This is a genomic window from Zobellia barbeyronii (assembly GCF_018603515.1).
Classification (GTDB): Bacteria; Bacteroidota; Bacteroidia; order Flavobacteriales; family Flavobacteriaceae; genus Zobellia; species Zobellia barbeyronii.
Genome location: NZ_JACATN010000004.1, coordinates 352,028 through 378,151 on the forward strand (window position 1 = coordinate 352,028; position 26,124 = coordinate 378,151).

Below are 26,124 nucleotides of genomic sequence, written 5' to 3' on the forward strand. Positions count from 1 at the left end.
TATAATATGCTATTTAAGCTTCCTCAGTGGAAACCAAATGTTCAACTTTAGCTATCATACCGAGTATATTCGGCGTGGCATCGTGCTCTACTACTTGACCAATTTTCTTAAGACCCAAAGCAACTAACGTACGCTTTTGGTTCTGTGGTCTTTTAATGCCGCTCTTCAACTGTTTTACCAGAATTTTCTTTGCCATAATATTTCTACTTATCCTTTAAAAACTTTTTCAAGAGAAACTCCTCTTTGACCTGCAACCGTTCTAGCATCTCTCAATTGCAAAAGCGCATCAAAAGTAGCCTTTACAACATTGTGAGGGTTAGAAGAACCTTGAGACTTAGAAAGTACATCTTGTACTCCTACTGCCTCCAATACTGCTCTTACAGCACCACCAGCGATAACTCCGGTACCATGCGATGCAGGCTGGATATAAACTCTAGCTCCACCGTATTTACCTTTTTGTTCGTGAGGTAATGTTCCTTTATTTAAAGGAATACGAATTAAGTTCTTTTTAGCGTCTTCAATAGACTTAGCGATAGCAGTTGCCACCTCTTTAGATTTTCCTAAACCGTGACCAACAACTCCACTTTCATCACCTACAACAACTATAGCTGAAAAACCGAATGCTCTACCACCTTTAGTTACTTTGGTAACACGTTGTATGCCTACCAATCTATCTTTAAGATCCAATCCACCGGGTTTTACGGTCTCTGCGTTTTTATATTTCTGGTACATACTCTTATTTAAAAATTAAGTCCTGCTTCCCTTGCGCCATCAGCCAAAGATTTCACTCTTCCGTGGTAAAGGTTACCACCTCTATCAAAAGCAACTTTTTCAATACCTGCTTCTTTGCACTTAGCAGCGATAGCTTTACCTACAAGGTTTGCAATCTCTATCTTAGTACCCTTTTCCTTTGCCAAGTCTTTATCTTTAGAAGATACAGAAGCCAATGTAGCCCCTTGTTTATCATCTATAACTTGAGCATAAATTTCTTTATTACTTCTAAAAACGGACAATCTAGGTCTTTCCGCTGTTCCAGTGGAAACCTTTCTGATTCTTCTCCGTATTCTCTGTTTTCTTTCGCTTGTTGATAATCCCATGATATACTATTAAGCTGATTTACCTGCTTTTCTTCTTAACTGCTCGCCAACAAACTTAACACCTTTACCTTTGTAAGGCTCAGGCTTACGCCATCCTCGTATTTTGGCGGCAATCTGACCTACTAATTGTTTGTCGAACGATGTCAATTTAATGATTGGGTTTTTCCCTTTTTCAGATATAGTCTCTACTTTACACTCTGGAGCTAAATCTAAAACTATATTGTGTGAAAATCCTAAAGCAACATCTAACTTCTGACCTTGGTTGCTAGCACGATAACCAACACCTACAAGTTCTAATTCTTTTGTCCAACCTTTAGAAACACCTTCAATCATGTTCTTTACTAAAGCACGATATAAACCATGCTTAGCTTTGTGATCTTTTGAATCTGACGGTCTGGTTACCCAAACTTGACTATCTTCAATTTTTATTTCGACGGCAGAAAACTCTTGAGTAAGTTCACCCAACTTGCCTTTAACGACAACCTCGTTACCTTTTACCTCAACAGTAACCCCTTCAGGAATAGCTACCGGATTATTACCAATTCTTGACATTTCTTCCTTTTTATCCTATTAATATACGTAGCAAAGCACTTCGCCACCTACATTCTCATTTTTTGCCTGCTTGCTCGTCATTACCCCGTGAGAGGTAGATACTATCGCTATCCCTAAGCCATTTAAGACTCTAGGTAGATTTTCAGCACCTGTATACTTACGTAAACCTGGCTTACTGATTCTCTGAATTTTTTTGATAACAGGCTCTTTTGTTGCCTTGTCGTATTTCAAGGCGATCTTAATAGAACCTTGAACTTTATCTTCTTCGAATTTATAACTCAAAATATAGCCCTGATCGAACAATATTTTAGTCATTTCTTTCTTCACTTTAGAAGAAGGTATCTCTACCACTCTGTGACCAGCGCTGCTGGCATTTCTAACTCTCGTTAGATAATCTGCTATAGTATCTGTAACCATATATATATAATTCGGTAACGGTTTTCGTCTTTATTAACGAACCTGAAACCAGTTATTCACTAATTTTTACCAGCTTGCTTTCTTAACACCCGGTATAAGACCTTGGTTAGCCATTTCTCTGAACATAACCCTAGAAACACCAAAAGTTCTCATGTAACCTTTTGGTCTACCTGTTAACTTGCAACGATTGTGCATACGTACAGGTGATGCATTTCTTGGCAACTTTTGCAATGCTTCGTAATCTCCAGCTTCTTTCAAAGCTTTTCTTTTCTCAGCATATTTAGCAACAGTTCTTTCCCTTTTGCGCTCACGGGCTTTCATTGATTCTTTAGCCATACTAGTTCTTTTTAAAAGGTAAACCTAATTCTGTTAATAATGATTTTGCTTCTTTATCCGTTTCAGCAGAAGTTACAAAGGTAATATCCATTCCGTCAATTCTATTGATTTTATCAATATTGATTTCAGGAAAAATTATTTGCTCTGTTACACCAAGACTATAATTTCCACGACCATCAAAGCCAGTAGCCTTAATCCCTTGAAAATCACGAACTCGCGGTAACGCACTTGTAACCAAACGGTCTAAAAATTCGTACATACGTTCACCTCGCAAAGTCACTTTAGCGCCAATTGGCATGCCTTTTCGCAACTTAAACGCAGCAACATCCTTCTTAGATAGTGTTGCAACAGCTCTTTGACCAGTAATATTAGTCAATTCGTCTACCGCATGATCGATAAGTTTTTTATCTGCAACAGCGGCACCAACACCTCTACTAACAACTATCTTTTGAAGCTTGGGTACTTGCATTACATTCTTGTAACCAAACTCTTCTTTAAGCGCACCTACTATACGCTCACCATATTCTTTCTTTAACCTTGAAACGTAAGCCATAACTTATATTACTTCATTGGATTTCTTAGAAAACCGGACTTTCTTTCCGTCTCTTACCTCGTACCCTACTCTTGTTGTCTTACCAGATTTAGCATCTATTAATGACAAATTAGAAATATTGATAGGAGATTCTTTTTTAACGATTCCGCCTTGAGGATTCTGCGCACTAGGTTTCTGATGTTTAGAAACCATGTTAGCACCTTCTACGATCGCTTTGTTCTTCTCACGGTTTACAGTCATAACCTTGCCTTCAGTACCTTTATGGTCTCCTGCAATGATACGAACTGTATCTCCCGTTTTAATTTTCAACTTTTTCATGCTTGTTCTATATTAAAGTACCTCAGGGGCCAATGAAACAATTTTCATGAATTGCTTATCGCGTAATTCGCGGGCAACCGGACCGAAAACACGGGTTCCTCTCATTTCTCCTGTTGGATTTAACAATACACAAGCATTGTCATCGAAACGAATATATGAACCATCAGGTCTCCTGACTTCTTTCTTAGTTCTTACAACTACAGCCGTAGATACAGCACCTTTTTTGATACCTCCGTTAGGTGTAGCCTCTTTTACAGTAACAACTATCTTATCTCCAATAGATGCGTATCTCCTCTTGGTTCCTCCAAGTACACGAATGGTCAAAACTTCTTTTGCCCCTGTGTTGTCCGCTACCTTTAATCTTGATTCTTGCTGTAACATATTATTTAGCTCTTTCTAAGATTTCTACTAAACGCCAAGTTTTAGTCTTGCTTAACGGGCGTGTCTCCATTATCTTAACGGTATCACCTTCCTTGCAATCGTTTTTCTCGTCGTGTGCAACGTACTTTTTCGTTTTCAAAACGAACTTACCGTACATAGGGTGCTTTACTTTTCTAACCTCTGCTACAACAATAGATTTCTCCATTTTGTTACTGGTTACAACCCCTATTCTCTCTTTTCTTAAGTTTCTTTTTTCTTCCATAAAGCAGAACCAGTTATTGGTTTTCCCTATTAGTTAATTCCGTTGCTAATCTAGCTACCGTTCTTCTTGCCTTTCTAATCTGAAGCGGATTCTCAAGTGGCGTTACAAAATGCGCTATTTTGAGGTTAGCTTGCTGCGTTTTAAATTCAGCTAGCTTCTGCTTAAGCTCTTCTACAGACAATTCTTTAATTTCTTTGTTTTTCATGGTACAACTTAGATTAAATCTTGATCAACGTAGTCACGAGCAACAACAAATTTTGTCTTTACCGGTAACTTTTGAGCTGCCAACCTTAATGCTTCCTTAGCAACATCCATAGGTACACCAGCAACTTCAAATAAAACTCTTCCAGGCTTAACGACCGCTACAAAATATTCTGGAGCACCCTTACCTTTACCCATACGAACCTCAAGAGGTTTTTTGGTAATAGGCTTGTCCGGAAATATCTTAATCCATAACTGGCCTTGCCTTTTCATATATCTAGTAGCCGCGATACGAGCTGCCTCGATTTGGCGCGACGTAATAAATTTTGTATCCAAAGTTTTGATGCCGAACATTCCATTTGATAACTGGAACCCTCTACCCGCATTGCCTTTCATGCGGCCTTTTTGCATCTTACGAAACTTGGTTCTTTTAGGTTGTAACATTGTTTACTTCTTTAAAAAATTACTTTCTACGACGTTGCTTTCTTCCGCCATCACGTTTATCACCACCTTTTGAAGATTGACCTTTAGTCATACCTACCAACGGAGATAATTCACGCTTGCCGTACACTTCACCTTTCATGATCCAAACCTTAATACCCAACTTACCGTATGTCGTCTGAGCTTCATGTAAAGCATAATCGATATCTGCACGAAAAGTAGACAATGGAATACGACCATCTTTATAAGATTCTGAACGTGCCATTTCCGCACCATTCAAACGACCTGAAATTTGAATCTTAATTCCTTCAGCATTCATTCTCATTGCCGCAGCAATAGCCATCTTAATAGCTCTTCTAAATGAAATTCTGCTTTCAATTTGACGAGCAACACTAGCTGCTACCAAATTTGCATCAAGTTCCGGTCTTTTGATCTCATAAATATTGATCTGAACCTCTTTATTAGTGATTTTCTTAAGCTCCTCTTTAAGCTTATCCACCTCTTGACCACCTTTACCTATAATAATACCAGGTCTTGCAGTAGTCACAGTAATTGTAATCAACTTTAAGGTACGCTCTATAATTACTCTAGACACGCTAGCTTTCGCTAAACGAGCATGAATATACTTACGTATCTTATTGTCTTCAGCTAGTTTATCTCCATAATCGTTACCACCATACCAGTTAGATTCCCATCCTCTGATAATTCCTAGACGATTTCCTATCGGATTTGTTTTCTGTCCCATTCTAGCTTTCTATATTATTATTAGACCCCAAAACCAATGTAACATGGTTGGAACGTTTTCTAATTCTATGCGCTCTACCCTGTGGAGCTGGACGCAATCTTTTCAACATACTACCACCGTCAACACGAATTTCTTTTACAAAAAGATCCGCATCTTCAACGCTAGCATCCTCATTTTTTGCCTGCCAGTTTGCCAAAGCAGAAAGCAACAATTTCTCCAATTTACGAGAAGCCTCTTTTGGGTTAAAACGAAGAATAGCTAATGCTTTTTCTACTTTTACTCCTCTAACAAGGTCTGCTACTAAACGCATTTTTCTAGGCGATGTAGGACAGTTGTTCAACTTAGCGAACGCTATCTGTTTTTTCTCGGCCTTGATTCTTTCGGCCATCTGTTTTTTTCGAACTCCCATAGCTTACTTTTTACCTTTGTTCTTGGCTCCTGCATGACCTCTAAAAGATCTTGTTGGAGAAAATTCGCCTAATTTGTGACCTACCATATTCTCCGTAACGAATACAGGAACAAACTGTCTTCCGTTATGAACAGCTATAGTCTGACCTACAAAATCAGGTGTTATCATCGATGCTCTTGACCACGTTTTTATAACGCTCTTCTTTCCAGAAGAAGCGCTTTGCTGGATTTTTTTCTCCAAGCTATAGTGAACGTAAGGTCCTTTTTTTAACGATCGTGCCATTGTTTCTTACTTTATTATTTCTTTCTACGTTCTAGAATATACTTATTCGTCTTCTTGGTCCTAGTACGCGTTCTATAACCTTTAGCCGGGATTCCGTTTCTTGATCTTGGATGACCACCTGAAGCTCTACCTTCACCACCACCCATTGGGTGATCGACAGGATTCATTGCTACTGGTCTAGTCCTTGGTCTTCTACCTAACCATCTACTTCTACCTGCTTTACCAGATACTAATAACTGGTGATCAGAGTTAGATATAGCTCCAATTGTAGCCATACATGTAGATAATATTAGTCTAGTTTCACCTGAAGGCATCTTAACCGTAACGAACTTACCATCTTTTGCCATTAACTGAGCAAAAGTACCTGCGCTTCTAGCCATAACAGCTCCTTGACCAGGACGTAATTCTATACAAGAAATAATAGTACCTAATGGTATTTCACTTATTGGCAATGCATTTCCTATTTCAGGAGCCACATTACTACCAGAATTAAGCTCTTGCCCTACCTCTAATCCGTTTTGCGCAATGATGTATCTCTTCTCACCATCTGCATACTTCAATAAAGCAATAAAACCCGTTCTGTTAGGATCGTACTGAATTGACTCCACAACAGCAGAAACTCCCTGCTTGTCTCTTTTGAAATCAATAACACGATACCTTCTCTTATGCCCACCACCTCTTTGGCGAATGGTCATTTTTCCTTGACTGTTTCTTCCTCCCGATTTTTTTAACGGAGCGAGTAAACTCTTCTCCGGCTTATCAGTAGTAATGGCGTCAAAACCATTTACTACTCTAAAACGCTGCCCGGGGGTTACTGGTTTTAATTTTCTAACTGACATTTCTTGTCTTTATAGATTACTGTAAAAATCAATGATATCACCTTCTACCACATCAACTATTGCCTTCTTAATTGCATTAGTTTTACCATGCTGTACTCCAGTTTTGGTGAAACGTGTTTTTCTAGATGGACCATAATTCATGGTTCTAACTTTCTTTACTGAAACACCGTAAGTAGCTTCTACCGCATCTTTAATTTGGATCTTGTTGGCCCTTGGGTCAACAACGAAACCATAACGATTATACAACTCGCTATCAGCGGTCATTTTTTCCGTTATTATTGGTTTTATCAACACACTCATGGTTTTCTATTTTGTTAAGTTTGACTCCAATCCTTCTAAAGCACTCTCCAATAACACAATACTACTTGCGTTAAGAATTTTATAAGTACTTATTTCTGAGGAAGTTACAACTTCGGAACCTTTCAAATTTCGCGAAGACAAATATACGCTATTATTTGAATCACCCAAGACAAACAATGATTTTTTGTTTTCAAGCCCTAATGACTTCAAAACTCCTTTAAAATCTTTTGTCTTTGGCGCATCAAAATTAAAGTCTTCAACAACCAAAATTGCTTGTTCTTTAGATTTGATACTAAGTGCAGATTTACGAGCCAAACGCTTAACGTTCTTATTCAACTTCTGAGTATAATCTTTAGGTCTAGGACCAAAAACTCTACCACCACCTCTAAAAATAGGAGATTTAATACTACCGGCACGTGCTGTACCAGTTCCTTTTTGCTTCTTGATCTTACGAGTACTTCCCGAAATTTCCGCACGCTCTTTAGCTTTGTGCGTTCCTTGTCTTTGGTGTGCTAAATATTGCTTAACATCCAAGTACACGGCGTGATCATTTGGCTCTATTCCAAAAACAGCATCAGAAAGGTCTGCCTTTCTACCTGTTTCTTTTCCTTTAATATCTAAAACTGCTACCTTCATTACTTCTCGATAGTTACGTAAGCGTTCTTATGACCTGGAACAGCACCTTTTACAACTAAAAGATTCTTTTCTGGAACAACCTTTAAAACTTTAAGATTCTGAACGGTAACTCTATCACCACCCATTCTACCGGCCATTTTCATTCCTTTAAAAACTCTTGCAGGATAAGATGCAGCACCAATGGAACCAGGAGCTCTCAAACGGTTATGCTGACCGTGGGTCGCTTGACCTACACCGGCAAATCCATGACGTTTTACAACACCTTGAAATCCTTTTCCCTTAGACGTACCAATAACATCTACAAATTCTCCTTCTACAAACACATCAACACCTACGGTGTCTCCTAATTTGTAATCCTCACCAAAACCTTTAAATTCAACGACTTTCTTCTTGGGAGATGAACCTGCTTTTTTGAAATGACCTGCTTCGGCCTTATTAGCACGCTTATCTGCCTTGTCATCGAAACCAAGCTGAAGAGCTTTATACCCATCAACTTCTTCGGTTCTGACTTGGGTAACCACACATGGCCCCGCTTCAATAACTGTACAAGGAATATTCTTCCCGTTCTCGTCAAAGATGCTGGTCATGCCTACTTTTTTTCCAATTAACCCAGACATACTGATTTTAGATTATAGAATTCAGATTTAAAATAAACCCGTTTTCCGTTTATATATACTTATTTAATATTCACTAACTATCGGACAAAAAAACAGGGTCAAAACAATTCAACCCTGATTGTTTTTATCCGTTTTTCCCTCGCACGCAGCTCGGGACATGTCACCTATCCAATAAAGGACAGGTAGTAAACTATACTTTTATCTCCACTTCAACACCACTTGGAAGCTCAAGCTTCATAAGCGCGTCAATAGTTTTAGATGAAGAGCTATAAATATCCAACAACCTCTTGTAAGAACTAAGTTGAAACTGCTCTCTAGACTTCTTATTTACGTGCGGCGAACGCAAAACTGTAAATATTTTTTTGTGCGTAGGTAACGGAATTGGTCCTGTTACCACAGCTCCGGTAGTCTTTACCGTTTTAACGATTTTTTCAGCAGACTTGTCTACCAAGTTATAATCGTAAGATTTTAATTTAATCCGTATTTTTTGGCTCATGTCTTAAATTTATGCTGTTATACCTTTAGACTTCTTAATTACCTCTTCAGAGATATTAGAAGGTGTTTGGGCATAATGTGAAAACTCCATTGTTGATGTTGCTCTACCGGATGAAAGTGTTCTAAGAGATGTTACATATCCGAACATTTCAGACAATGGAACAGTACCTTTTACAACCTTAGCACCAGCACGGTCACTCATATTCGTAATTGTTCCCCTTCTACGGTTCAAATCACCTACGATATCACCCATGTTTTCTTCAGGAGTAATAACCTCTATTTTCATAATTGGCTCCATAACTACGGCACCTGCAGCTTTACCCGCTGCTTTGTACCCCATTTTCGCAGCTAATTCGAAAGAAAGCGCATCAGAATCCACAGGGTGGAAAGATCCATCTTTCAATACTACTTTCATAGAATCCATCTCAAATCCAGCCAAAGGTCCGTTTTGCATTGCTGCTGTAAAACCTTTTTCTACAGATGGTATAAATTCCTTAGGAATACGACCACCTTTGATTTGATCAACGAATTGAAGTCCTTCTCCTTCGAAATCCTCATCAGCAGGACTCATTTCAAAAGATATATCACCAAATTTACCACGACCACCAGATTGCTTCTTATAAGTTTCTCTGTGTGAAGCCGTTTTAGTAAGTGCTTCTTTATATTCAACTTGTGGCTCACCTTGGTTCACCTCAACTTTAAATTCTCGTCTTAAACGATCTACAATAATATCTAAGTGAAGCTCGCCCATACCAGAAATAATGGTCTGACCTGACGCTTCATCTGTTTTAACCTGAAAAGTAGGATCTTCTTCAGCTAATTTAGCCAAAGCCATACCTAACTTATCCACATCAACCTTTGTTTTTGGCTCAACAGCGATACCAATTACTGGATCAGGAAAATCCATACTCTCTAATACAATAGGGTGTTTTTCATCAGACATGGTATCACCAGTCTTAATATCTTTAAACCCAACTGCAGCACCAATATCTCCTGCTTCGATATAATCGATAGCATTTTGCTTATTAGAGTGCATTTGATAGATACGAGAGATACGTTCTTTTTTACCTGAACGGTTGTTCAATATATATGAACCAGCATCCAAACGACCAGAATATGTTCTAAAGAAAGCTAACCTTCCCACAAAAGGATCGGTAGCAATTTTAAAAGCTAAAGCTGCAAACGGCTCCTTAACACTAGGCTTACGCTTTTCAACTTCTCCTGTATCAGGATTAGTTCCTTCAATATCTTCCTTATCCATTGGAGATGGAAGGTATCTACATACGGCATCCAATAAAAACTGAACACCCTTATTTTTGAAAGACGAACCACAAATCATAGGAATGATTGCTCTATCCATAACCGCAGCCCTTAAAGCAGCATGTACTTCTTCTTCCGTAATAGAATCTTCATCTTCGAAGAATTTCTCCATTAAGTTCTCATCATACTCCGCAACAGCTTCAATTAAGGCAGCTCTATACTCCTTAACTTCCGCTTTCATATCTTCCGGAATATCAACAACATCAAAAGTAGCTCCAAAGCCCTCTTCATGCCAAACTATTGCTCTGTTTTTAGCTAAATCAACGATTCCTCTAAAATCCCCTTCTTCACCAATTGGCAAAACAATTGGAACTGCCTTAGAACCTAACATTTCAATAACCTGCTTACAGACCATTAAGAAGTTAGAACCTTGACGGTCCATTTTGTTCACAAAACCAATTCTTGGAACCTTGTAGTTATCAGCTAATCTCCAGTTAGTCTCAGATTGAGGCTCAACACCATCAACTGCACTAAAAAGAAAAACCAAACCATCTAAAACACGAAGTGAACGGTTAACTTCAACCGTAAAATCTACGTGTCCCGGTGTATCTATTATATTAAAGTGATAATCTTTAGTATTATCAAGCTCCTTTGCATTCTCTAAAGGAAACTTCCATGTACAAGTAGTAGCAGCAGAAGTAATGGTAATACCACGCTCTTGCTCCTGCTCCATCCAGTCCATAGTAGCAGCACCATCGTGCACCTCACCTATTTTATGACTAACACCAGTATAAAAAAGTATACGCTCTGTTGTTGTTGTTTTACCAGCATCAATATGAGCAGCAATACCTATATTTCTTGTATATTTTAAATCTCTTGCCATTTCCGATTAGAATCTAAAGTGTGAAAAAGCTTTGTTAGCCTCCGCCATTTTATGCGTATCTACTCTTTTCTTAACAGCTGCACCTTCTTCTTTCGAAGCGGCAAGAACCTCAGCTGCTAATTTTTGTGCCATTCCTTTTTCATTACGCTTTCTTGCGAAACTAATTAGCCACTTCATCGCAGTAGAAATCTTACGATCCGGTCTAATTTGCATAGGAATTTGAAATGTAGCACCACCTACTCTTCTACTTCTAACCTCAACGTGAGGCATAACATTCGAAAGGGCATCCTTCCAAAGCTCTAAAGCAGTCTTCTCCTCATCGGTCTTTTTTTCTTCTACGATATCCATTGCATCGTAGAAAACACTAAAAGCGATAGACTTCTTACCGTCCCACATCATCATGTTAACGAAACGTGTCACCAACTGATCGTTAAATCTTGGATCTGGTAAAAGTGGTCTTTTCTTTGCCTGTTTTTTTCTCATTACTTAATAGTTTAGAATTTTAAACTACAATTGAAACTTTGACATCTCAACCTTTACTTAATATTCTTTGTTCATTTACTTCTTAGGGCGTTTTGCACCGTACTTAGACCTACGTTGAGTTCTTCCTGCAACACCTGCAGTATCCAAAGCCCCTCTAACGATGTGATATCTAACTCCTGGCAAATCCTTTACCCTTCCGCCCCTTACTAATACTATCGAGTGCTCTTGGAGGTTATGTCCTTCTCCGGGTATGTAAGCGTTTACTTCCTTACCGTTTGTCAACCTTACTCTCGCTACTTTTCTCATAGCTGAGTTTGGTTTCTTCGGTGTAGTCGTATAAACACGAGTACAAACACCTCTTCTTTGAGGACACGAATCCAAAGCCGCCGATTTACTCTTCTTAGTAATCGTGGACCTTCCTTTTCGTACTAATTGTGAAATTGTTGGCATACTAACTTATATATGAATAAATAACCCCTTGTTTAAGGGTCGGCAAATGTAAGACTATTTCGCAGAAATTCAAATGGTTTCGAGTTTATTTTCAAAGAAATTTATTTTGAAGCATATTAGGCTATGCACTCACCCAAGTAATCATAAGACAGAAAACACTTCAAATCAAACAGCAGAAGCAATTAATACATACCCTAGATTACCTCGAAAAAACAAATCTTACTAACCTCATATATATAAAAGCCAAATCACTCTATTTTCTTCTCCAACGAACTGCTACTATTAAATGTCCAGAATAGGATATTATAGACAAACTGACATAAAAAGTGTCTCAAAAATAAATTTAACAAGATTTATCCTATTAATTACAGTAACTAAACCTGTTAAATAGCTAATATGTCTAATATTTGCAGATAATTGAATAATTCAGAATTTTTTAACATAAACCGACCTCCTTTTTCATAATACAAATTGAAAAATCGCTTTTTCTATAACTTTAAGCCAATTTAATGTGTGATTTTCTTAAAAATCTATTCAAGAACACCATTTTATCACACCCAAAACCTATGCACGCATAATTTAAAGTTAAAAATAATTGGATTATTAACGTGAATTTATGACTTTTGGCGCTAGCTAATTCAAATAATTATAAAATGAGAGCAAAACAAAAAGGATTGTTAACGCTGTTTTTGGCGTTAATCGTGCAGATTTCATTTGCGCAAGACAAATCGATTACCGGAGCGGTATCAGACCAAGATGGTCTACCATTACCGGGAGTTAATATTGTTGTGCAAGGTACCACAAACGGTACACAAACAGATTTTGACGGAAACTATGCTATTCAAGCAAGCGAAGGTCAATCATTAGTATTCTCTTACATCGGGTATAAAAACGAGACCCGTCCTGTTGGAGCATCAAACACAGTAAACCTTCAAATGACTGAGGATGCTCAGGCTTTAGATGAGGTTGTAGTAACTGCTTTAGGTATCAAAAGAGAGAAGCAAGCTCTTGGTTATGCTACTACAGAGGTCAAAGGTGACCAAGTAAACACTGCTAAAGAAACTAACTTTATGAACTCCTTATCCGGTAAAGTAGCGGGTCTGGACATTAAGAAAAGTAGTTCTTTGGGTGGTTCATCAAACGTTGTTTTAAGGGGTTACAGTTCTATTACTGGTAATAACCAACCTCTTTTTGTTATTGATGGTACACCTATTGGTAATAATAGTAACTCAAGTTCTGGTTCGTCTGATACCGCGACAAATCAAACAACAGGACAAGGTGGTTATGACTATGGTAATGCCGCAATGGACATTAACCCAGAAGACATAGAATCTGTAAATGTTTTAAAAGGTGCAGCAGCATCTAACCTATACGGATCCAGAGCTGCTAACGGTGTTATAATCATAACTACCAAGAAAGGTAAAAAAGGTCAAGGACTTGGCGTAACAGTGAATTCCGGCGTATCTTTTGCTCAATATGACAAAGATACTTTTCCTAAATTCCAAGACGGATACGGAGCTGGTTATGGAGCATATTATGATGGTCCTGGAGGATACTTCTTTGAACAAGATATTGACGGAGACGGTGTTGATGATTTAACTACTCCATTTACTGAAGATGCTTCTTTTGGTGCAGCATTCAACCCTAACACATTAGTTTACCAATGGGATGCATTCTATCCAGAATCTCCTAACTACCTTCAAGCTACTCCTTACGTTGCTGGTGCAAATGGTCCAGAGGCAATTTTCAATACAGGGGTTACACTTAATAATAGTATTTCTATTTCTGCAGGAAGTGACACTGGATCTTTTAGATTGGGTTATACAAACCTTGATCAAACGGGTATAGTTCCAAACAGTAGTATTAAAAGAAATACAGTTGATTTTAATGGTACGCAGGAACTTTCTGAGAAACTTAAAGCGGGTGTTAAAGTTACTTTTACCAAAACTGACGGAAATGGTCGTTACGGTACGGGTTACGACGCGAACAATGTAATGCAAAGCTTTAGACAATGGCATCAAACCAATGTTGACTATAAGGCTCAAGAAGAAGCCTATTTAACAACAGGTAGAAACATTACTTGGAACTACGCAGGGGATCCTCTAACCCTAGACGGGGTTAAACCAATATTTTTTGACAACCCATTTTGGACTCGTTATGAAAACTACCAAAGTGATACAAGAAATAGAATTTTCGGTAATTTTAACCTTACTTATGATGCAGCAGATTGGTTAAGTATAACTGGTAGAACTTCTCTTGACACATATTCTGAATTTAGAGAAGAAAGAACTGCTGTAGGTAGTGTAAATTCTCCTAGTAAATATAATAGATTTAACCAATCGTTTACAGAGATAAACTATGACCTGTTACTTAACTACAACTTTGACCTGTCAGAAAAATTATCACTTGACGGTGTTGTAGGTGCTACTGCTAGACAGTCTAGAACTGAATGGGTTGACGCATCAACTAGTGGTGGTCTTGTTGTTCCTAAGTTATATTCTTTAAGCAACTCAACGAACTTGCTAGAACCATCAACTGAATACTTGGGTAAATTAAAGCAGTATGGCTTTTTCGCTAATGCTTCGTTTAACTATGATCGCCTAGTGTATTTAGATTTATCTGGACGATATGATTTTTCATCTACATTGCCTGATGATAACAATGGTTTCTTTTACCCAGCGATATCTACATCTTTTGTATTCTCTAAATTAGTTGATGCAGACTGGTTAAGTTTCGGTAAATTCCGTGCAAACTATGCCGAAGTAGGTAATAGTACAGTACCTCAAAGGGTTTATAATTCTTACTTTAGCCCAACGAATTTCTCAGTGCCCCTATTTAGTGTAGATGGACAAAGAAACAACAGCGATTTGGTAAACGAATTAACCAAGTCTTATGAGGTTGGTTTAGAAATGAGTTTTGCAAACAAAAGAGCTGGTTTGGATTTATCTCTTTACAAAACAAACACAACAGATCAAATTTTCCCTGTTGAAGTTAGTAGAGCAACTGGTTACAGTTCAAAAGTTGTTAATTCAGGAGACATTGAAAACAAAGGTATTGAAGTTGCGTTATTTGTAACACCAGTTAAAACTGATAATTTTGATTGGACTATTAATGGTACTTGGGCTAAAAACGAAAGTGAAGTAATTAGCTTATTTGACGGTGTGGATAACCTTGAAATGGACAGCTACCAAGGTGGTGTAACCATAAACGCAACGGTTGGACAACCCTACGGAAGTTTATGGGGTGGTAATTTCACTTTTTTAAATGGTGAAAGAGTTATTGACGCAGATACTGGCCGTTATGTTGTTGATGCAACCCCACAACCAATAGGAGATATGAATCCAGACTGGAAAGGTGGTATAACAAACTCTTTAAGATATAAGAATCTTTCTATGAGCTTCTTAATAGATATCCAAAAAGGTGGAGATTTCTTTTCATTAGATACTTGGTACGGTTTTGCTACTGGTGTTTATGATGTTACTGCTGGTGATAACGAATTGGGTAACCCAAAACGTGATCCTATCGCAGATGGCGGTGGTATCTTATTAGAAGGAGTTAATCCTGATGGAAGTGCTAACACTACTCGTACTTCAATGGGAGATTACGCAAATGCGTTAGGTTATGTTAGAGCTCCTCAGGCCTTACATATTTACGATGCAAGTTATGTTAAACTTAGAGAGGTTACTTTGTCATACAAAATACCTAGCAAGATGTTGCAGAACATGCCACTTAACAACATAACTTTCTCACTTGTAGGAAGAAACCTTTGGATTATTGACAAGAATGCTCCATATACTGACCCTGAGGCAGGTTTAAGTGCAGGTAATTCTCAAGGATATCAGTCAAGCCCGTATCCTACATCTAAAGAATATGGCTTTAACGTTAGATTTGACTTTTAAACAAAATTTACTATGAAAAAATATTTAATAATATTTGCAACAATGGCATTTGTCTCCTGCTCAGATTTTGGAGATATTAATGTCGATACTAAATCTGCAACCGCTGTTCCTGCTGAAACAGTTTTTGCCAATGCAACCAGAAATTTGGTTGATCAGATGACTGAAAGTAGCGTTAATGCTAATATTTTCAGACACTTTAGTCAAGCTTGGGCTCAAACCACATATCAAGATGAGACCAACTATAACTTAATAAATAGAGATCAACCAGGAGCACATTGGGCATTTCTTTATAGAGATGTACTGAAAGATCTTGATGAAGCTAAAGTTATCATTAACGATACGGACAACTCAACAGTTTCTGCTGAATTGGTTACGAACCAACTTGCTACTATTAGCATTTTGGAAGTCTATACTTATCATGTATTAGTTGATTCTTTTGGAGATGTTCCATTCACCGAAGCATTAGATATTGACAATGTGTTGCCAGCTTATGATGATGACGCAGCAATATATGCGGCAATAATTACGCAACTTGATGTGGCCATCGCTTCAATTACTGTATCGGAAGGATCATTTGGCGGCTCTGATTTAATTTATGCTGGTGATATGGCTAAGTGGAAAAAATTCGCTAATTCACTTAAATTAAGAATGGCTGTTAGAATTGAGTCTGTTGATGCAGGTAAAGCTGCTACTATGGCATCAGAAGCTGTTGCTAGTGGTGTATTTACATCAAATGATGATAATGCAACTTTTGCATATTTAGATGGTTCTCCAAATACCAATCCGGTTTGGACTGATTTAGTTGAGAGCGGAAGACAGGATTTTATTGGCTCAAATACTATAATTGACATCATGAATGACTTGGAGGATCCAAGAAGAGCTGTGTATTTTGCAGACAACTTACAAGAGGACGGATCATCTGACACTTATGTTGGCGGACCTTATGGAGTAAACGCACCTTACGGAGACTATAGCCACATAGGTGATCTTTTTCACCAACCAGATACTCCTGGTGACATTCTTGATTATGCAGAGGTTGAGTTTCTACTTGCCGAAGCAGCAGAATTAGGCTTAGTAGGTTCTCCTGCTGACGCTCCAGCTCATTACGAGGCTGCAATTACAGCATCCTTTGATTTTTGGTCTGTTGACGATGTTGCCACTTATTTAGCCAACCCAGCCGTAGCCTATGCTACAGCAGCAAGTACTTGGCAAGAGAAAATTGCCGTACAAAAATGGTTACACTTATTCAACAGAGGTTTTGAAGCCTGGAGCACTTATAGAAAGTATGATTTCCCAATGATGAACATACCTCCTACTTCAGGAGAAGATGTTCCTCGTAGGTATACTTATCCTGTAAATGAACCAACTAGAAATGGCGCCAGTTACTCAGCAGCTTCAGCAGCTATGGGCGGTGACACAAAAGCATCTACTGTTTTTTGGGACGTTAACTAAGTTCTATCAAATACGATAAAATGATTAAAGAGCCACTGGGAAACCAGTGGCTCTTTTTTATTGTAAGGACTTCTGTTTTTCGGGGACTAATTAAGTATATTCAACTATAAACCATGTTACAAACATTAAAAAATAGCCTTGTAATTTTATTAGGCATTGTTATCTGGTCATGTGAATCGTCCGAAACGGTTCAAAACAGAGAGACCATTTCTAATGAACAGATTACCCATGAGCCTGCTTGGTCTATATCTGAATCAAAAGTATTAGGGCCATATAACCCTTTTCCTTTAGTTACTACCGCTTCATTTACTCCTATTAATACGGTTTCCTATCAAGACAATCACCCAACAACTTTAATAAGTTTGGGGCCTACTGAATTAAGAGCATATCCAAATTCTTTCATCGGACTTTATGAAATAATCAATAACGAGTACGAGAATAAAAAATACGCCATAACACATTGCCCTCAAACATCCAGTACTATAGCTTGGGACAGAACTATAAATAACAATGTAGTTACCCTAAAAGCATCTGGTTATTTATTCAATGATAACCTTATGCCAATAGATATAGAAACTAACTCCATATGGTCTCAAATGTTAATTAGAGGGGTACGAGGCCAATATGATTATGTAAGTCCAAATACTTTTAACGTTGTTGAAACAGATTGGAAAACTGTAAAAGAAAAGTTCCCAACTGCTAAAGTTTATAATGAACAAGTGAATAATGAAGTAGTAGAGAATATCTCAAGCCCAGGAACCACAAATCGTGATTATTTTAGATATGGAATAATTTCAGGAATAGCCAATGTTAAAATCCATATTTTCAAGTACGATTTATTTCAAGAGCCGGGTCTAACATTACTCAACACCACAATAACTGGAAAAAAAGTACTCGTCCTAGGAAATGAGGAGAGGAACTTCGTAAGCTCTTATTATGTTGATAGTAAAAGAATATACAGTGTATCTGATGAAGACTCTTTTCTTTTCAAAGATAATTTAGGAAACGTTTACAATGCTATGGGTTTAGTAGTTGATGGTCCTGAAAAAAATATGCAATTAGACTCTCCAAAAGCTTATACTGCAGCTTGGCAATCTTGGCAAGATTTTTATGATGATTTTGTTTTCTTTGAATAGCAGAACCCATATTTTTTTTACTTCAAAAATATAATTAATACCATTTCCTAACTTAAGTATCAAGATTAATGATGAAGAGTACATATCTTGGACGAACTACATAATGTACCGATGGATTAAGTATGATAATAACTAATTTTTAGTTATTTTTAATAATTAATTCAATCACAATGTTTCCAAGGAAATTCTTAAAATACTTTTTACTATTTTTCTTTGTTATTATGCAGCACGCATATTCCCAAAGGGAAGCTAGTAGGTGGTATTTTGGAAACAATGCAGGTCTTGATTTCAACAGTGGTACTCCTACACCATTACTTAATGGAAAACTAGAAACTCATGAAGGTTGTTCAACCATATCAGATCAGAATGGAAATTTATTGTTTTATTCAGACGGATTAAATGTATGGGACAAATTACATAGATTAATGCCAAACGGAACGGGATTGTTCGGGCATGAATCTAGTACTCAGTCCTCTATAATTATACCCAAAAACATAGAAAGAACTCAGTACTACATTTTTACAGTTGGCGAACCAGACCCCGACGGAAATGAGAATAAAGGTTTGAATTATACTTTAATTGATTTGACTTTAAATAATGGGTTTGGAGATGTAGTTACATCAGAAAAAAACATACATCTTATTACTTACAACCAAAACAATTCAGACGAACTACGTTTAAAATGTTCTGAAAAAGTATCTGCTGTACAGCATGAAGACGGAACATCTACTTGGGTAATCACCCATTTCACAGATTCCTTTTACGCGTTTAAAGTTGATAAAAACGGAGTAAATACCACCCCTGTAATTAGCCCCAGTAATACAGATGTACCTACAGGTGGTTATAAACAAAATGCTATAGGTTATCTAAAAGTTTCACCAGACGGTAAAAAGTTGGCCATTGCCCATAGCCAGGTTAGCAATAGCAATGTGTCAGGCCCAAAAACGCAAAGCAGACAGTCAGGTAAAGTTTTGCTGTATAATTTTGATGCCAACACGGGAAGTGTTTCCAATGAACAGGTACTTCTAAGTAGCAAAATACCGTACGGGATTGAATTTTCTCCAAAGTCAACTAAATTATATACTACCGTCAATAATTATAAAGACGATGGAAGTCCTTTGGGAAGTTCACTATATCAATTTGATTTGACATCGAGTAATATAAAGGAATCCATACAGGATATAAACTCTTCTACAAACGTTGCTGGAGCACTCCAGTTAGCTATTGATGGAAAAATTTATCGTGCAGGTTATTCCATAAATAATTCCGGCACCAATATATCAGTCATCAATAATCCTGAAACTTTAGGTATTGGATGCAATTACGTAGCAAACACTATTTCTTTGGGCGGAAGATTCTCAGAATTAGGCCTCCCACCCTACGTTCAATCCTTATTTCTTTTAAAATTTGAATTTCAAAATGTTTGTCTAGGAGATGAAACCGAATTTGAAATACAGGGTGACGCTCCTTTTGATTCAGTAACATGGGATTTTGATGATGGCGCTACTTCCAATGAAATATCTCCAAAACATATATACTCTGCTCCTGGAGAATATACAGTTTCTCTAACTAAAACTATTGGTAGCACAGTAAGTGACCCTATTACAAAAACTGTTATTATTTTTGACACTCCAAAGACACCTTCGGATATAGTTGAATATTATCAATGTACCAATACACCCAATAGTAATGGACTAGAGAAATTCAACCTCGCTAATATAAATTCTTCAGTCAGTTTAGATACTAATCAAATTATAAACGTATTTTATTATAATGATTTGCCTAGTGCAGAGTTGGATACAACCAACGTAAATGCACTACCAATGGAGTATAAAAACGTCGTACCAGATGAAATACTTGTAGCCAAAGTATTAAACCCAATTAGTTTATGCTATAGCTATGCAGAGGTAAAATTAAAAGTAAAACAAACCTTGACCTTAAACATCCCTAATCTTAAAGGATGCGCATTAGATGATGGTACGGGTGAGTTTCGTCTTGATTTAAAAAGACAGGCTATTCGTAATGACTTGAATTTAACTGAAAACAGCACCATTCAATTTTATCTATCAGAGAACAAAGCACTTTTAGGATCCGGAGATTATTTACCTGACACCTTCACATCAAGCACTAATACAATATTTGTTAGAGTAGAAAATGAAAATATCTGTTATGGTTCGGGTACATTCGATATCGAAATTGAACAATTCGAAATAGAACCTAACCAAGACGTATTGCTCTGTGGTACTGATCAAGAAGGCACGACCTTAACATCTGGTATTAAAAATGAATCTAATACCAGCTACACCTACCTCTGGTCAACCGGTGAGATGACATCCACAATAAACACGACTCAGGAAGGAATCTATTTTGTAACTGTTACCAATGACACCGGGTGTTCCGCTACTAGCACTATTTCAGTCGAAAAAACCGAGCTACCCAGTATTAAAAACATCAAGGTCTCAAATGATATTGTTGAAGTCATAATGAATAGTAATAGATTGTTTGAATACAGTTTAGAATATGATGGTAACTATCAGCAAAGCAATATCTTCAAGAATGTTGCTACGGGCACCCATATCTTTTATGTTCGAAATATAGATAGATGTGGAATTACTTCGCAAGAAGTTTCTGTTTTAGCATATCCAAAATTCTTTACACCCAATGGCGACCAAAGTAATGACTATTGGCAAATAGAGGGATTCAGCTCTGAGAATCAAATAAGAGCTCGTATTTCTATTTTTGATAGATTCGGAAGCCTTCTAGCGCAAATAGACCCCACTTCAAGAGGTTGGGACGGCAATTTCAACGGTCAACCTCTGCAATCTTCAGATTACTGGTTCAGCGTATCATTAGCCAATGGAAGCCTGCTACGAGGCCATTTTACGTTAAAACGATAATATACATTATGAAAACAATTAAGCTATTTATAATTTCAATTATTTCAGTATCTACCATTCTCATTTCTTCATGCACTTCTGACTCTGCAGATGAGGAAGTAAAAGTAGTAGATATTACATTTGAAGACGTAGACAAAAATTTTTCTGAACTGGTTGTTAACGAAGGTAATAACGATTACACCTTGGAAGTTCCAGACGGACTTTCTTGGAATTTTAGAGTAACTGCCCCCGAAACTTCAAGTGAAAAGAAACCTCTTTTTATTAATCTTCATGGCGCTGCCGGGGGGAGTCCAGATGCGCATAAAAATACATCTTGTTATTTAGAAACAGCTACAGCTTCAATTAATGCCTATATAATAAGTCCGAACGGTGGAACAGATCTATGGTTTGAACCTATAAACCAATCCCAAGTTATGGGACTAACTACACTTGCCCTAAAATACTGGAATATTGACCCGGAGAAAGTAGTGGTAACAGGTTATAGCAATGGAGGCATTGGAAGCTGGTTCTTTGCAGAAACGCAACCTGATGTTTTTAGCGCAGGTATACCAATGGCTAGTTCTTACAATACTACAAACACAAATGGAGACGCTAGAAAAATTTCTACTCCATTATATGTGATTCATGGAGAGAATGACGAACTCTTTCCCTTATCCGAAACCCAAGCATGGGTAGACCAATCGATTGAAGCGGGAAGTACAATTGAATTTGTAGTAGCAGACGGTTTAACGCACACGGAACTTTGTGAATACGCATCCTATTTTGAAGATGCTGTTGATTGGCTAACTACCTCCATCTGGGAATAGCCAAAGTATTGTCGGTGTTTTTCTGAATAAAGCCACTTATTCTTATAACAGAATCCAATAATTTAATTCTGTAATAACCTATATTTGCGCCATGGACAAAACAACTCAGATTTACGGTATACGTGCGGTCATAGAAGCTATAAATGCTAATGAACCTATAGACAAGGTCTTTGTCCAAAAAGGTCTTAAAGGCGATCTATCGCGTGAACTTGAAGGGATAATCCGTAAAAACGGAATTAACACCTCTTATGTACCTATTGAAAAACTGAATAGGTTAACGCAAAACAACCACCAAGGTGTTGTTGCCAATATTTCTCCTATTACTTTTTACGAACTTGAAGAACTTGTTGAATCTGTCATAGCAGATAAGAAAGCCCCTTTATTTCTACTATTAGACCAACTTTCTGATGTTCGTAATTTTGGGGCTATTATAAGAACAGCGGAATGTACCGGAGTTGATGGTATTATTATTCAGAAAAAAGGTGCTGCTCCCGTAACTGCAGATACCATTAAGACTTCTGCCGGTGCCGCTTTTAAAGTGCCTATTGCAAAAGTAGACCACATTAAAGATGCCGTTTATTACTTACAGGCAAGTGGTATAAGCGTGGTTGGTGCTACCGAGAAAACGGAAACCTCCGTTTATGATGTTAACTTTACAGGACCATCGGCTATTATAATGGGTTCTGAAGATAGAGGCATCTCCCCCTCTACTCTAAAGGCTGCGGACCATCTTGCTAAGTTGCCTTTATTGGGTGAAATTGAGTCTTTGAATGTTTCTGTTGCTTGTGCCGTATTTTTATATGAAGCGGTTAGACAAAGAACTGTAGCTAAGTCTTAATCTTAAGCAACTTTATAAAATATAGTTTACTCCTATTCTAGAGAATCGTTCTCTTTATTCTCTTTATAGTGGTATGTAATTTGGATTCCCTCGTTTGGAATGACTTCTTTGGGTGGTAATTCTATAAAATTCCCATTTTCATCAAACTGTCTCAGAAACGCATCTGCTTCTTCATCGTAATCCTCTTTTTCCCAATCGTATTTTTTTACGGGCGGTACTTCGGTTTTCAACGTAAATGCTAATAGAAGTCCTCCAAGAAACCCTCCTAAATGACCTTCCCAAGAAATTCCATCTTCAACCGGAAAAATATACCACAGCATACTTCCGTAAATAAAAACTACAATTAAGGACAATGCTACTAACCGATAGTGCTTAGTGAAAATTCCCTTAAAAAATATAAAACTTGCTAAAAGGTAAATAACACCACTGGCACCAATATGATATGAAGGTCTGCCCATTGCCCAAGTAAACAAACCGGAAATTAAAATACCGATTAAAAGTACTCTCAGCGCGATACTTCTATAGAAATAAAACAACGATGCAGTCAAAATGGCCAACGGAATAGTATTATTATAGAGATGTTCTAGCGAACCATGAATAAACGGACTAAAAATAATGCCTTTTAAGCCCGAAACTCGCTGTGGGTATATGCCATAGTCATTTAGGTTAATTTTGAAGCGTAATTCAACCCAAAACACAGCCCATATAGCAATCACTGCCAACAAAGGGGCAATAATGACACTATTGGTAAATTTAAAATAGGTGTTTTCAGACATAGATTCTAAAATTAGCAATAAGTTGGCCAACTCTTACCGGACTGCTAAATAGTCACGTATTGAAGACAAGCGCCCAACTTGTAAAAAAGCACGTTTGCCTTTCTATATGAAACAATCTTCTGCCAACTTTATTATACTTTTGCACTATGAACGAACCTTTAGCTGAACGCATTCGCCCTAAAACCTTAGAGGACTATATTAGCCAGAACCATTTGGTGGGTAAAGAAGGCTCTTTAACAAACCAAATCAAAAGAGGCATTATCCCTTCCCTGATTCTCTGGGGACCTCCTGGGACGGGTAAAACCACTTTGGCCAATATTATCGCAACAGAAAGTCAGCGCCCTTTCTACGTGCTGAGCGCAATTAATAGCGGAGTTAAAGATATTCGTGAAGTAATAGAGAAGGCAAAGAAAAGTGGAGGGTTATTCACAGCAAAAAACCCAATTTTATTTATTGATGAGATACATCGTTTTAGTAAATCACAACAAGATTCGCTTTTAGCAGCTGTAGAAAAAGGTTGGGTAACATTGATTGGTGCCACTACTGAGAACCCCAGTTTTGAAGTCATTCCGGCACTCCTATCGCGTTGTCAAGTTTATATTTTGAATGCCTTTGGAAAAGATGACTTAGAAAATCTTATTAAAAGGGCCATTAAAGAGGATAAATACCTTCAGTCAAAAAAAATAAATTTAAAAGAGACCGAGGCTCTTATGAGACTCTCTGGTGGTGATGGACGAAAATTACTGAATATTTTTGAGCTCGTGGTAAATTCCGAACCCGGAGATACTATAGTAATTACTGACAAGCTCGTTATGAGCAAGGTTCAAAAGAATACGGTACTCTATGATAAAACGGGGGAACAACACTACGATATTGTTTCAGCTTTTATAAAATCTATTCGTGGAAGTGATCCTAATGGTGCCGTTTATTGGCTGGCTAGAATGATTGAAGGTGGGGAAGACATAAAATTCATTGCCAGAAGGCTTCTTATTTCAGCTTCTGAAGATATTGGCCTTGCCAACCCTACTGCTTTGGTTATTGCCAATAATGCTTTTCAAGCGGTTACTACAATAGGATATCCCGAGGCTAGTATTATTTTAAGTCAGTGTGCAGTATACCTAGCGACGTCTCCAAAAAGTAATGCCAGTTATATGGCAATTAAAAAGGCACAGCAAAAAGTTAGAGAAACCGGAGACCTTTCTGTACCTCTACCCTTGCGAAATGCGCCTACCAAATTAATGAAAGATTTAGGCTATGGTGCCGAATATCAATACGCCCATGATTACGAAAACAACTTCGTAAATGCAGAGTTTCTTCCTGAGGAAATATCGGGAACACCATTTTATCAGCCCGGAAATAACTCCCGCGAAAATGCGATTAAAGAATTTTTAAAGAATAGATGGAAAGGTAAGTATGACCATTAAAACTTAACGGTCAATTCTTCTGTTTTTAGTTTTCCATCAACATATTGCTCAAAAAACCATTTTCCGCCTTGCTCATAAACTACTCCATTTTCACTATCGCCCTCGGCTATAAAGTGATTTGGCAAAGAAGTCTTGAATATTTTTAATTGAATTTTTGGCGTACTATCTACCAACTGAAATCCGTTTGGGATTTCTTGTGCGTAAAGTGCACCCTTCGCAGATTTTTCTGCGTTAATCACAACACTAGATGCAGTTGGAACCGCAGATGGCGCTTGAACAGAACTATTTAAGTTAGAAGGCTTCGGTCTGTTATCTTTATAGCTTTGATTTTCTCTTGTAGCTTCTTGCTGAACCATAGGCTGTTTATTTTTTGGCTCGTAAGATTCTGGCTTTTCTTCTATCTGCTTTACATCGTTTTGCATGCTTACGCTTACGGGCTCAGTTTTATCGGCCTTACCATTATAACTATAGCTAACAGTATTTAATGACTTAAAGGCATTTCTTAAAGCCTCTCCGTATGCGGACTTATAGTCCTTTTCCTTACTCTTGCCTATAGCAGTTGCGTAAACTTCCTCTCCTTTACAATTCTCTAGGACAACACTTGTTTTAGTAGAAAACATTGACGAATCATCTATGAGATTTGCCGTTAACCCTAAACACCTATTATTGTTTAATTCGCTTGGTAATTCATCCTCATAAACCGTCTGAAACCCTTCTTCGGTAAATAGATATTTCACCAAAGTACTGGTCTGGTATTGATTAACCTTTTTGAAGCCGTCAAACTTCTTAGGAACAATAATATACTTGTAATCATTAAGTTGCTCTTGGGCCATACCAATTAGGCTTACCATGAAAAAACAGGTTAGGAATATATGCTTCACAATCTTTGTATTTAATATTTGTAATTAGGAAGATGAAAAAAGCGTGCCAAACCTTGAA

32 protein-coding genes are annotated in these 26,124 nt (G+C 37.5%); 7 read left to right on the plus strand and 25 right to left on the minus strand.

All coding sequences use genetic code 11. From position 1 onward, the window contains the following. Nucleotides 1-13: 13 nt before the first annotated feature. From rpmD to rpsL, 23 genes are all read right to left on the minus strand, one after another. Entirely contained in the window at nucleotides 14-196 is a 183-nt protein-coding gene (rpmD, locus tag HW347_RS14010) for a 50S ribosomal protein L30 (RefSeq protein WP_155594677.1), read from the minus strand. 11 nt (nucleotides 197-207) lie between these two features. Then, a complete protein-coding gene (rpsE, locus tag HW347_RS14015) occupies nucleotides 208-732 on the minus strand; it encodes a 30S ribosomal protein S5 (RefSeq protein WP_155594678.1) in 525 nt (174 codons plus the stop codon). An 8-nt stretch (nucleotides 733-740) separates the two neighbouring features. Further along, nucleotides 741-1,097 (minus strand): 50S ribosomal protein L18, encoded by a 357-nt coding sequence (gene rplR, locus HW347_RS14020; RefSeq protein WP_194532496.1) that lies wholly within the window; start codon nucleotides 1,095-1,097, stop codon nucleotides 741-743. Between the two features lie 9 nt (nucleotides 1,098-1,106). Further along, nucleotides 1,107-1,649, minus strand: coding sequence for a 50S ribosomal protein L6 (gene rplF, locus HW347_RS14025; protein WP_155594680.1), 543 nt, complete (start codon nucleotides 1,647-1,649; stop codon nucleotides 1,107-1,109). A gap of 18 nt (nucleotides 1,650-1,667) precedes the next feature. After that, nucleotides 1,668-2,066, minus strand: coding sequence for a 30S ribosomal protein S8 (gene rpsH, locus HW347_RS14030; protein ID WP_155594681.1), 399 nt, complete (start codon nucleotides 2,064-2,066; stop codon nucleotides 1,668-1,670). Between the two features lie 66 nt (nucleotides 2,067-2,132). After that, nucleotides 2,133-2,402, minus strand: coding sequence for a 30S ribosomal protein S14 (gene rpsN, locus HW347_RS14035; RefSeq protein ID WP_214612428.1), 270 nt, complete (start codon nucleotides 2,400-2,402; stop codon nucleotides 2,133-2,135). A 1-nt stretch (nucleotide 2,403) separates the two neighbouring features. Beyond that, complete coding sequence (rplE, locus tag HW347_RS14040) at nucleotides 2,404-2,955, minus strand: 50S ribosomal protein L5 (protein WP_155594683.1); 552 nt, start codon at nucleotides 2,953-2,955, stop codon at nucleotides 2,404-2,406. Between the two features lie 3 nt (nucleotides 2,956-2,958). Next, a complete protein-coding gene (gene rplX / locus HW347_RS14045) occupies nucleotides 2,959-3,273 on the minus strand; it encodes a 50S ribosomal protein L24 (protein ID WP_155594684.1) in 315 nt (104 codons plus the stop codon). Between the two features lie 12 nt (nucleotides 3,274-3,285). Next, entirely contained in the window at nucleotides 3,286-3,654 is a 369-nt protein-coding gene (rplN, locus tag HW347_RS14050; RefSeq protein ID WP_013993867.1) for a 50S ribosomal protein L14, read from the minus strand. Between the two features lies 1 nt (nucleotide 3,655). Continuing rightward, a complete protein-coding gene (rpsQ, locus tag HW347_RS14055; protein WP_155594685.1) occupies nucleotides 3,656-3,916 on the minus strand; it encodes a 30S ribosomal protein S17 in 261 nt (86 codons plus the stop codon). Nucleotides 3,917-3,929: 13 nt separating this feature from the next. Continuing rightward, complete coding sequence (gene rpmC, locus HW347_RS14060) at nucleotides 3,930-4,121, minus strand: 50S ribosomal protein L29 (protein ID WP_155594686.1); 192 nt, start codon at nucleotides 4,119-4,121, stop codon at nucleotides 3,930-3,932. Between the two features lie 8 nt (nucleotides 4,122-4,129). Continuing rightward, on the minus strand, nucleotides 4,130-4,561 hold the full coding sequence (rplP, locus tag HW347_RS14065) for a 50S ribosomal protein L16 (RefSeq protein WP_155594687.1): 432 nt from the start codon (nucleotides 4,559-4,561) through the stop codon (nucleotides 4,130-4,132). A gap of 19 nt (nucleotides 4,562-4,580) precedes the next feature. After that, nucleotides 4,581-5,303 (minus strand): 30S ribosomal protein S3, encoded by a 723-nt coding sequence (gene rpsC / locus HW347_RS14070; RefSeq protein ID WP_155594688.1) that lies wholly within the window; start codon nucleotides 5,301-5,303, stop codon nucleotides 4,581-4,583. 1 nt (nucleotide 5,304) lies between these two features. Then, entirely contained in the window at nucleotides 5,305-5,712 is a 408-nt protein-coding gene (rplV, locus tag HW347_RS14075) for a 50S ribosomal protein L22 (RefSeq protein ID WP_155594689.1), read from the minus strand. Between the two features lie 3 nt (nucleotides 5,713-5,715). After that, entirely contained in the window at nucleotides 5,716-5,994 is a 279-nt protein-coding gene (gene rpsS, locus HW347_RS14080; protein WP_013993861.1) for a 30S ribosomal protein S19, read from the minus strand. Nucleotides 5,995-6,008: 14 nt separating this feature from the next. Continuing rightward, a complete protein-coding gene (gene rplB / locus HW347_RS14085; protein ID WP_214612429.1) occupies nucleotides 6,009-6,833 on the minus strand; it encodes a 50S ribosomal protein L2 in 825 nt (274 codons plus the stop codon). Between the two features lie 9 nt (nucleotides 6,834-6,842). Continuing rightward, complete coding sequence (gene rplW, locus HW347_RS14090; RefSeq protein WP_038238154.1) at nucleotides 6,843-7,133, minus strand: 50S ribosomal protein L23; 291 nt, start codon at nucleotides 7,131-7,133, stop codon at nucleotides 6,843-6,845. A 6-nt stretch (nucleotides 7,134-7,139) separates the two neighbouring features. Next, a complete protein-coding gene (gene rplD, locus HW347_RS14095; RefSeq protein WP_214612430.1) occupies nucleotides 7,140-7,769 on the minus strand; it encodes a 50S ribosomal protein L4 in 630 nt (209 codons plus the stop codon). Continuing rightward, nucleotides 7,769-8,386, minus strand: coding sequence for a 50S ribosomal protein L3 (gene rplC, locus HW347_RS14100; protein WP_155594692.1), 618 nt, complete (start codon nucleotides 8,384-8,386; stop codon nucleotides 7,769-7,771). Before rplC ends, rplD begins: the two co-directional genes overlap by 1 nt. A 190-nt stretch (nucleotides 8,387-8,576) precedes the next feature. Beyond that, complete coding sequence (gene rpsJ / locus HW347_RS14105; RefSeq protein ID WP_008613600.1) at nucleotides 8,577-8,882, minus strand: 30S ribosomal protein S10; 306 nt, start codon at nucleotides 8,880-8,882, stop codon at nucleotides 8,577-8,579. 9 nt (nucleotides 8,883-8,891) lie between these two features. After that, nucleotides 8,892-11,024 (minus strand): elongation factor G, encoded by a 2,133-nt coding sequence (gene fusA / locus HW347_RS14110; protein WP_214612431.1) that lies wholly within the window; start codon nucleotides 11,022-11,024, stop codon nucleotides 8,892-8,894. Between the two features lie 6 nt (nucleotides 11,025-11,030). Beyond that, nucleotides 11,031-11,507, minus strand: a complete 477-nt coding sequence (rpsG, locus tag HW347_RS14115; protein WP_194532505.1) for a 30S ribosomal protein S7 — start codon at nucleotides 11,505-11,507, stop codon at nucleotides 11,031-11,033. Nucleotides 11,508-11,582: 75 nt separating this feature from the next. Beyond that, entirely contained in the window at nucleotides 11,583-11,957 is a 375-nt protein-coding gene (rpsL, locus tag HW347_RS14120; protein WP_010519393.1) for a 30S ribosomal protein S12, read from the minus strand. A 653-nt stretch (nucleotides 11,958-12,610) separates the two neighbouring features. Here rpsL and HW347_RS14125 point away from each other — a divergent pair. The 6 genes from HW347_RS14125 to rlmB all read left to right on the plus strand — a co-directional run bounded on the left by HW347_RS14125 (nucleotide 12,611) and on the right by rlmB (nucleotide 22,985). After that, entirely contained in the window at nucleotides 12,611-15,856 is a 3,246-nt protein-coding gene (locus HW347_RS14125; RefSeq protein ID WP_214612432.1) for a SusC/RagA family TonB-linked outer membrane protein, read from the plus strand. A gap of 12 nt (nucleotides 15,857-15,868) precedes the next feature. Further along, complete coding sequence (locus HW347_RS14130) at nucleotides 15,869-17,308, plus strand: SusD/RagB family nutrient-binding outer membrane lipoprotein (RefSeq protein WP_214612433.1); 1,440 nt, start codon at nucleotides 15,869-15,871, stop codon at nucleotides 17,306-17,308. Nucleotides 17,309-17,421: 113 nt separating this feature from the next. Continuing rightward, entirely contained in the window at nucleotides 17,422-18,444 is a 1,023-nt protein-coding gene (locus tag HW347_RS14135; protein WP_214612434.1) for a DUF3179 domain-containing (seleno)protein, read from the plus strand. 221 nt (nucleotides 18,445-18,665) lie between these two features. Continuing rightward, nucleotides 18,666-21,341 carry a T9SS type B sorting domain-containing protein gene (locus HW347_RS14140; protein ID WP_214612435.1) on the plus strand — a complete coding sequence of 892 codons (2,676 nt, stop codon included), beginning with the start codon at nucleotides 18,666-18,668 and terminating at the stop codon, nucleotides 21,339-21,341. An 8-nt stretch (nucleotides 21,342-21,349) separates the two neighbouring features. Further along, on the plus strand, nucleotides 21,350-22,147 hold the full coding sequence (locus HW347_RS14145; RefSeq protein ID WP_214612436.1) for a prolyl oligopeptidase family serine peptidase: 798 nt from the start codon (nucleotides 21,350-21,352) through the stop codon (nucleotides 22,145-22,147). Nucleotides 22,148-22,238: 91 nt separating this feature from the next. Then, complete coding sequence (gene rlmB, locus HW347_RS14150) at nucleotides 22,239-22,985, plus strand: 23S rRNA (guanosine(2251)-2'-O)-methyltransferase RlmB (RefSeq protein ID WP_214612437.1); 747 nt, start codon at nucleotides 22,239-22,241, stop codon at nucleotides 22,983-22,985. Nucleotides 22,986-23,017: 32 nt separating this feature from the next. On the opposite strand, the gene HW347_RS14155 is transcribed toward rlmB, so the two are convergent. Further along, nucleotides 23,018-23,761 carry a rhomboid family intramembrane serine protease gene (locus HW347_RS14155; RefSeq protein ID WP_214612438.1) on the minus strand — a complete coding sequence of 248 codons (744 nt, stop codon included), beginning with the start codon at nucleotides 23,759-23,761 and terminating at the stop codon, nucleotides 23,018-23,020. A 146-nt stretch (nucleotides 23,762-23,907) separates the two neighbouring features. On the opposite strand from HW347_RS14155, the gene HW347_RS14160 reads away from it, so the two are divergent. Further along, entirely contained in the window at nucleotides 23,908-25,185 is a 1,278-nt protein-coding gene (locus HW347_RS14160; RefSeq protein ID WP_214612439.1) for a replication-associated recombination protein A, read from the plus strand. Here HW347_RS14160 and HW347_RS14165 read toward each other — a convergent pair. After that, nucleotides 25,182-26,036 carry a hypothetical protein gene (locus HW347_RS14165; RefSeq protein ID WP_214612440.1) on the minus strand — a complete coding sequence of 285 codons (855 nt, stop codon included), beginning with the start codon at nucleotides 26,034-26,036 and terminating at the stop codon, nucleotides 25,182-25,184. The two genes, HW347_RS14160 and HW347_RS14165, sit on opposite strands and share 4 nt — an antisense overlap. Between the last annotated feature and the right edge of the window lie 88 nt (nucleotides 26,037-26,124).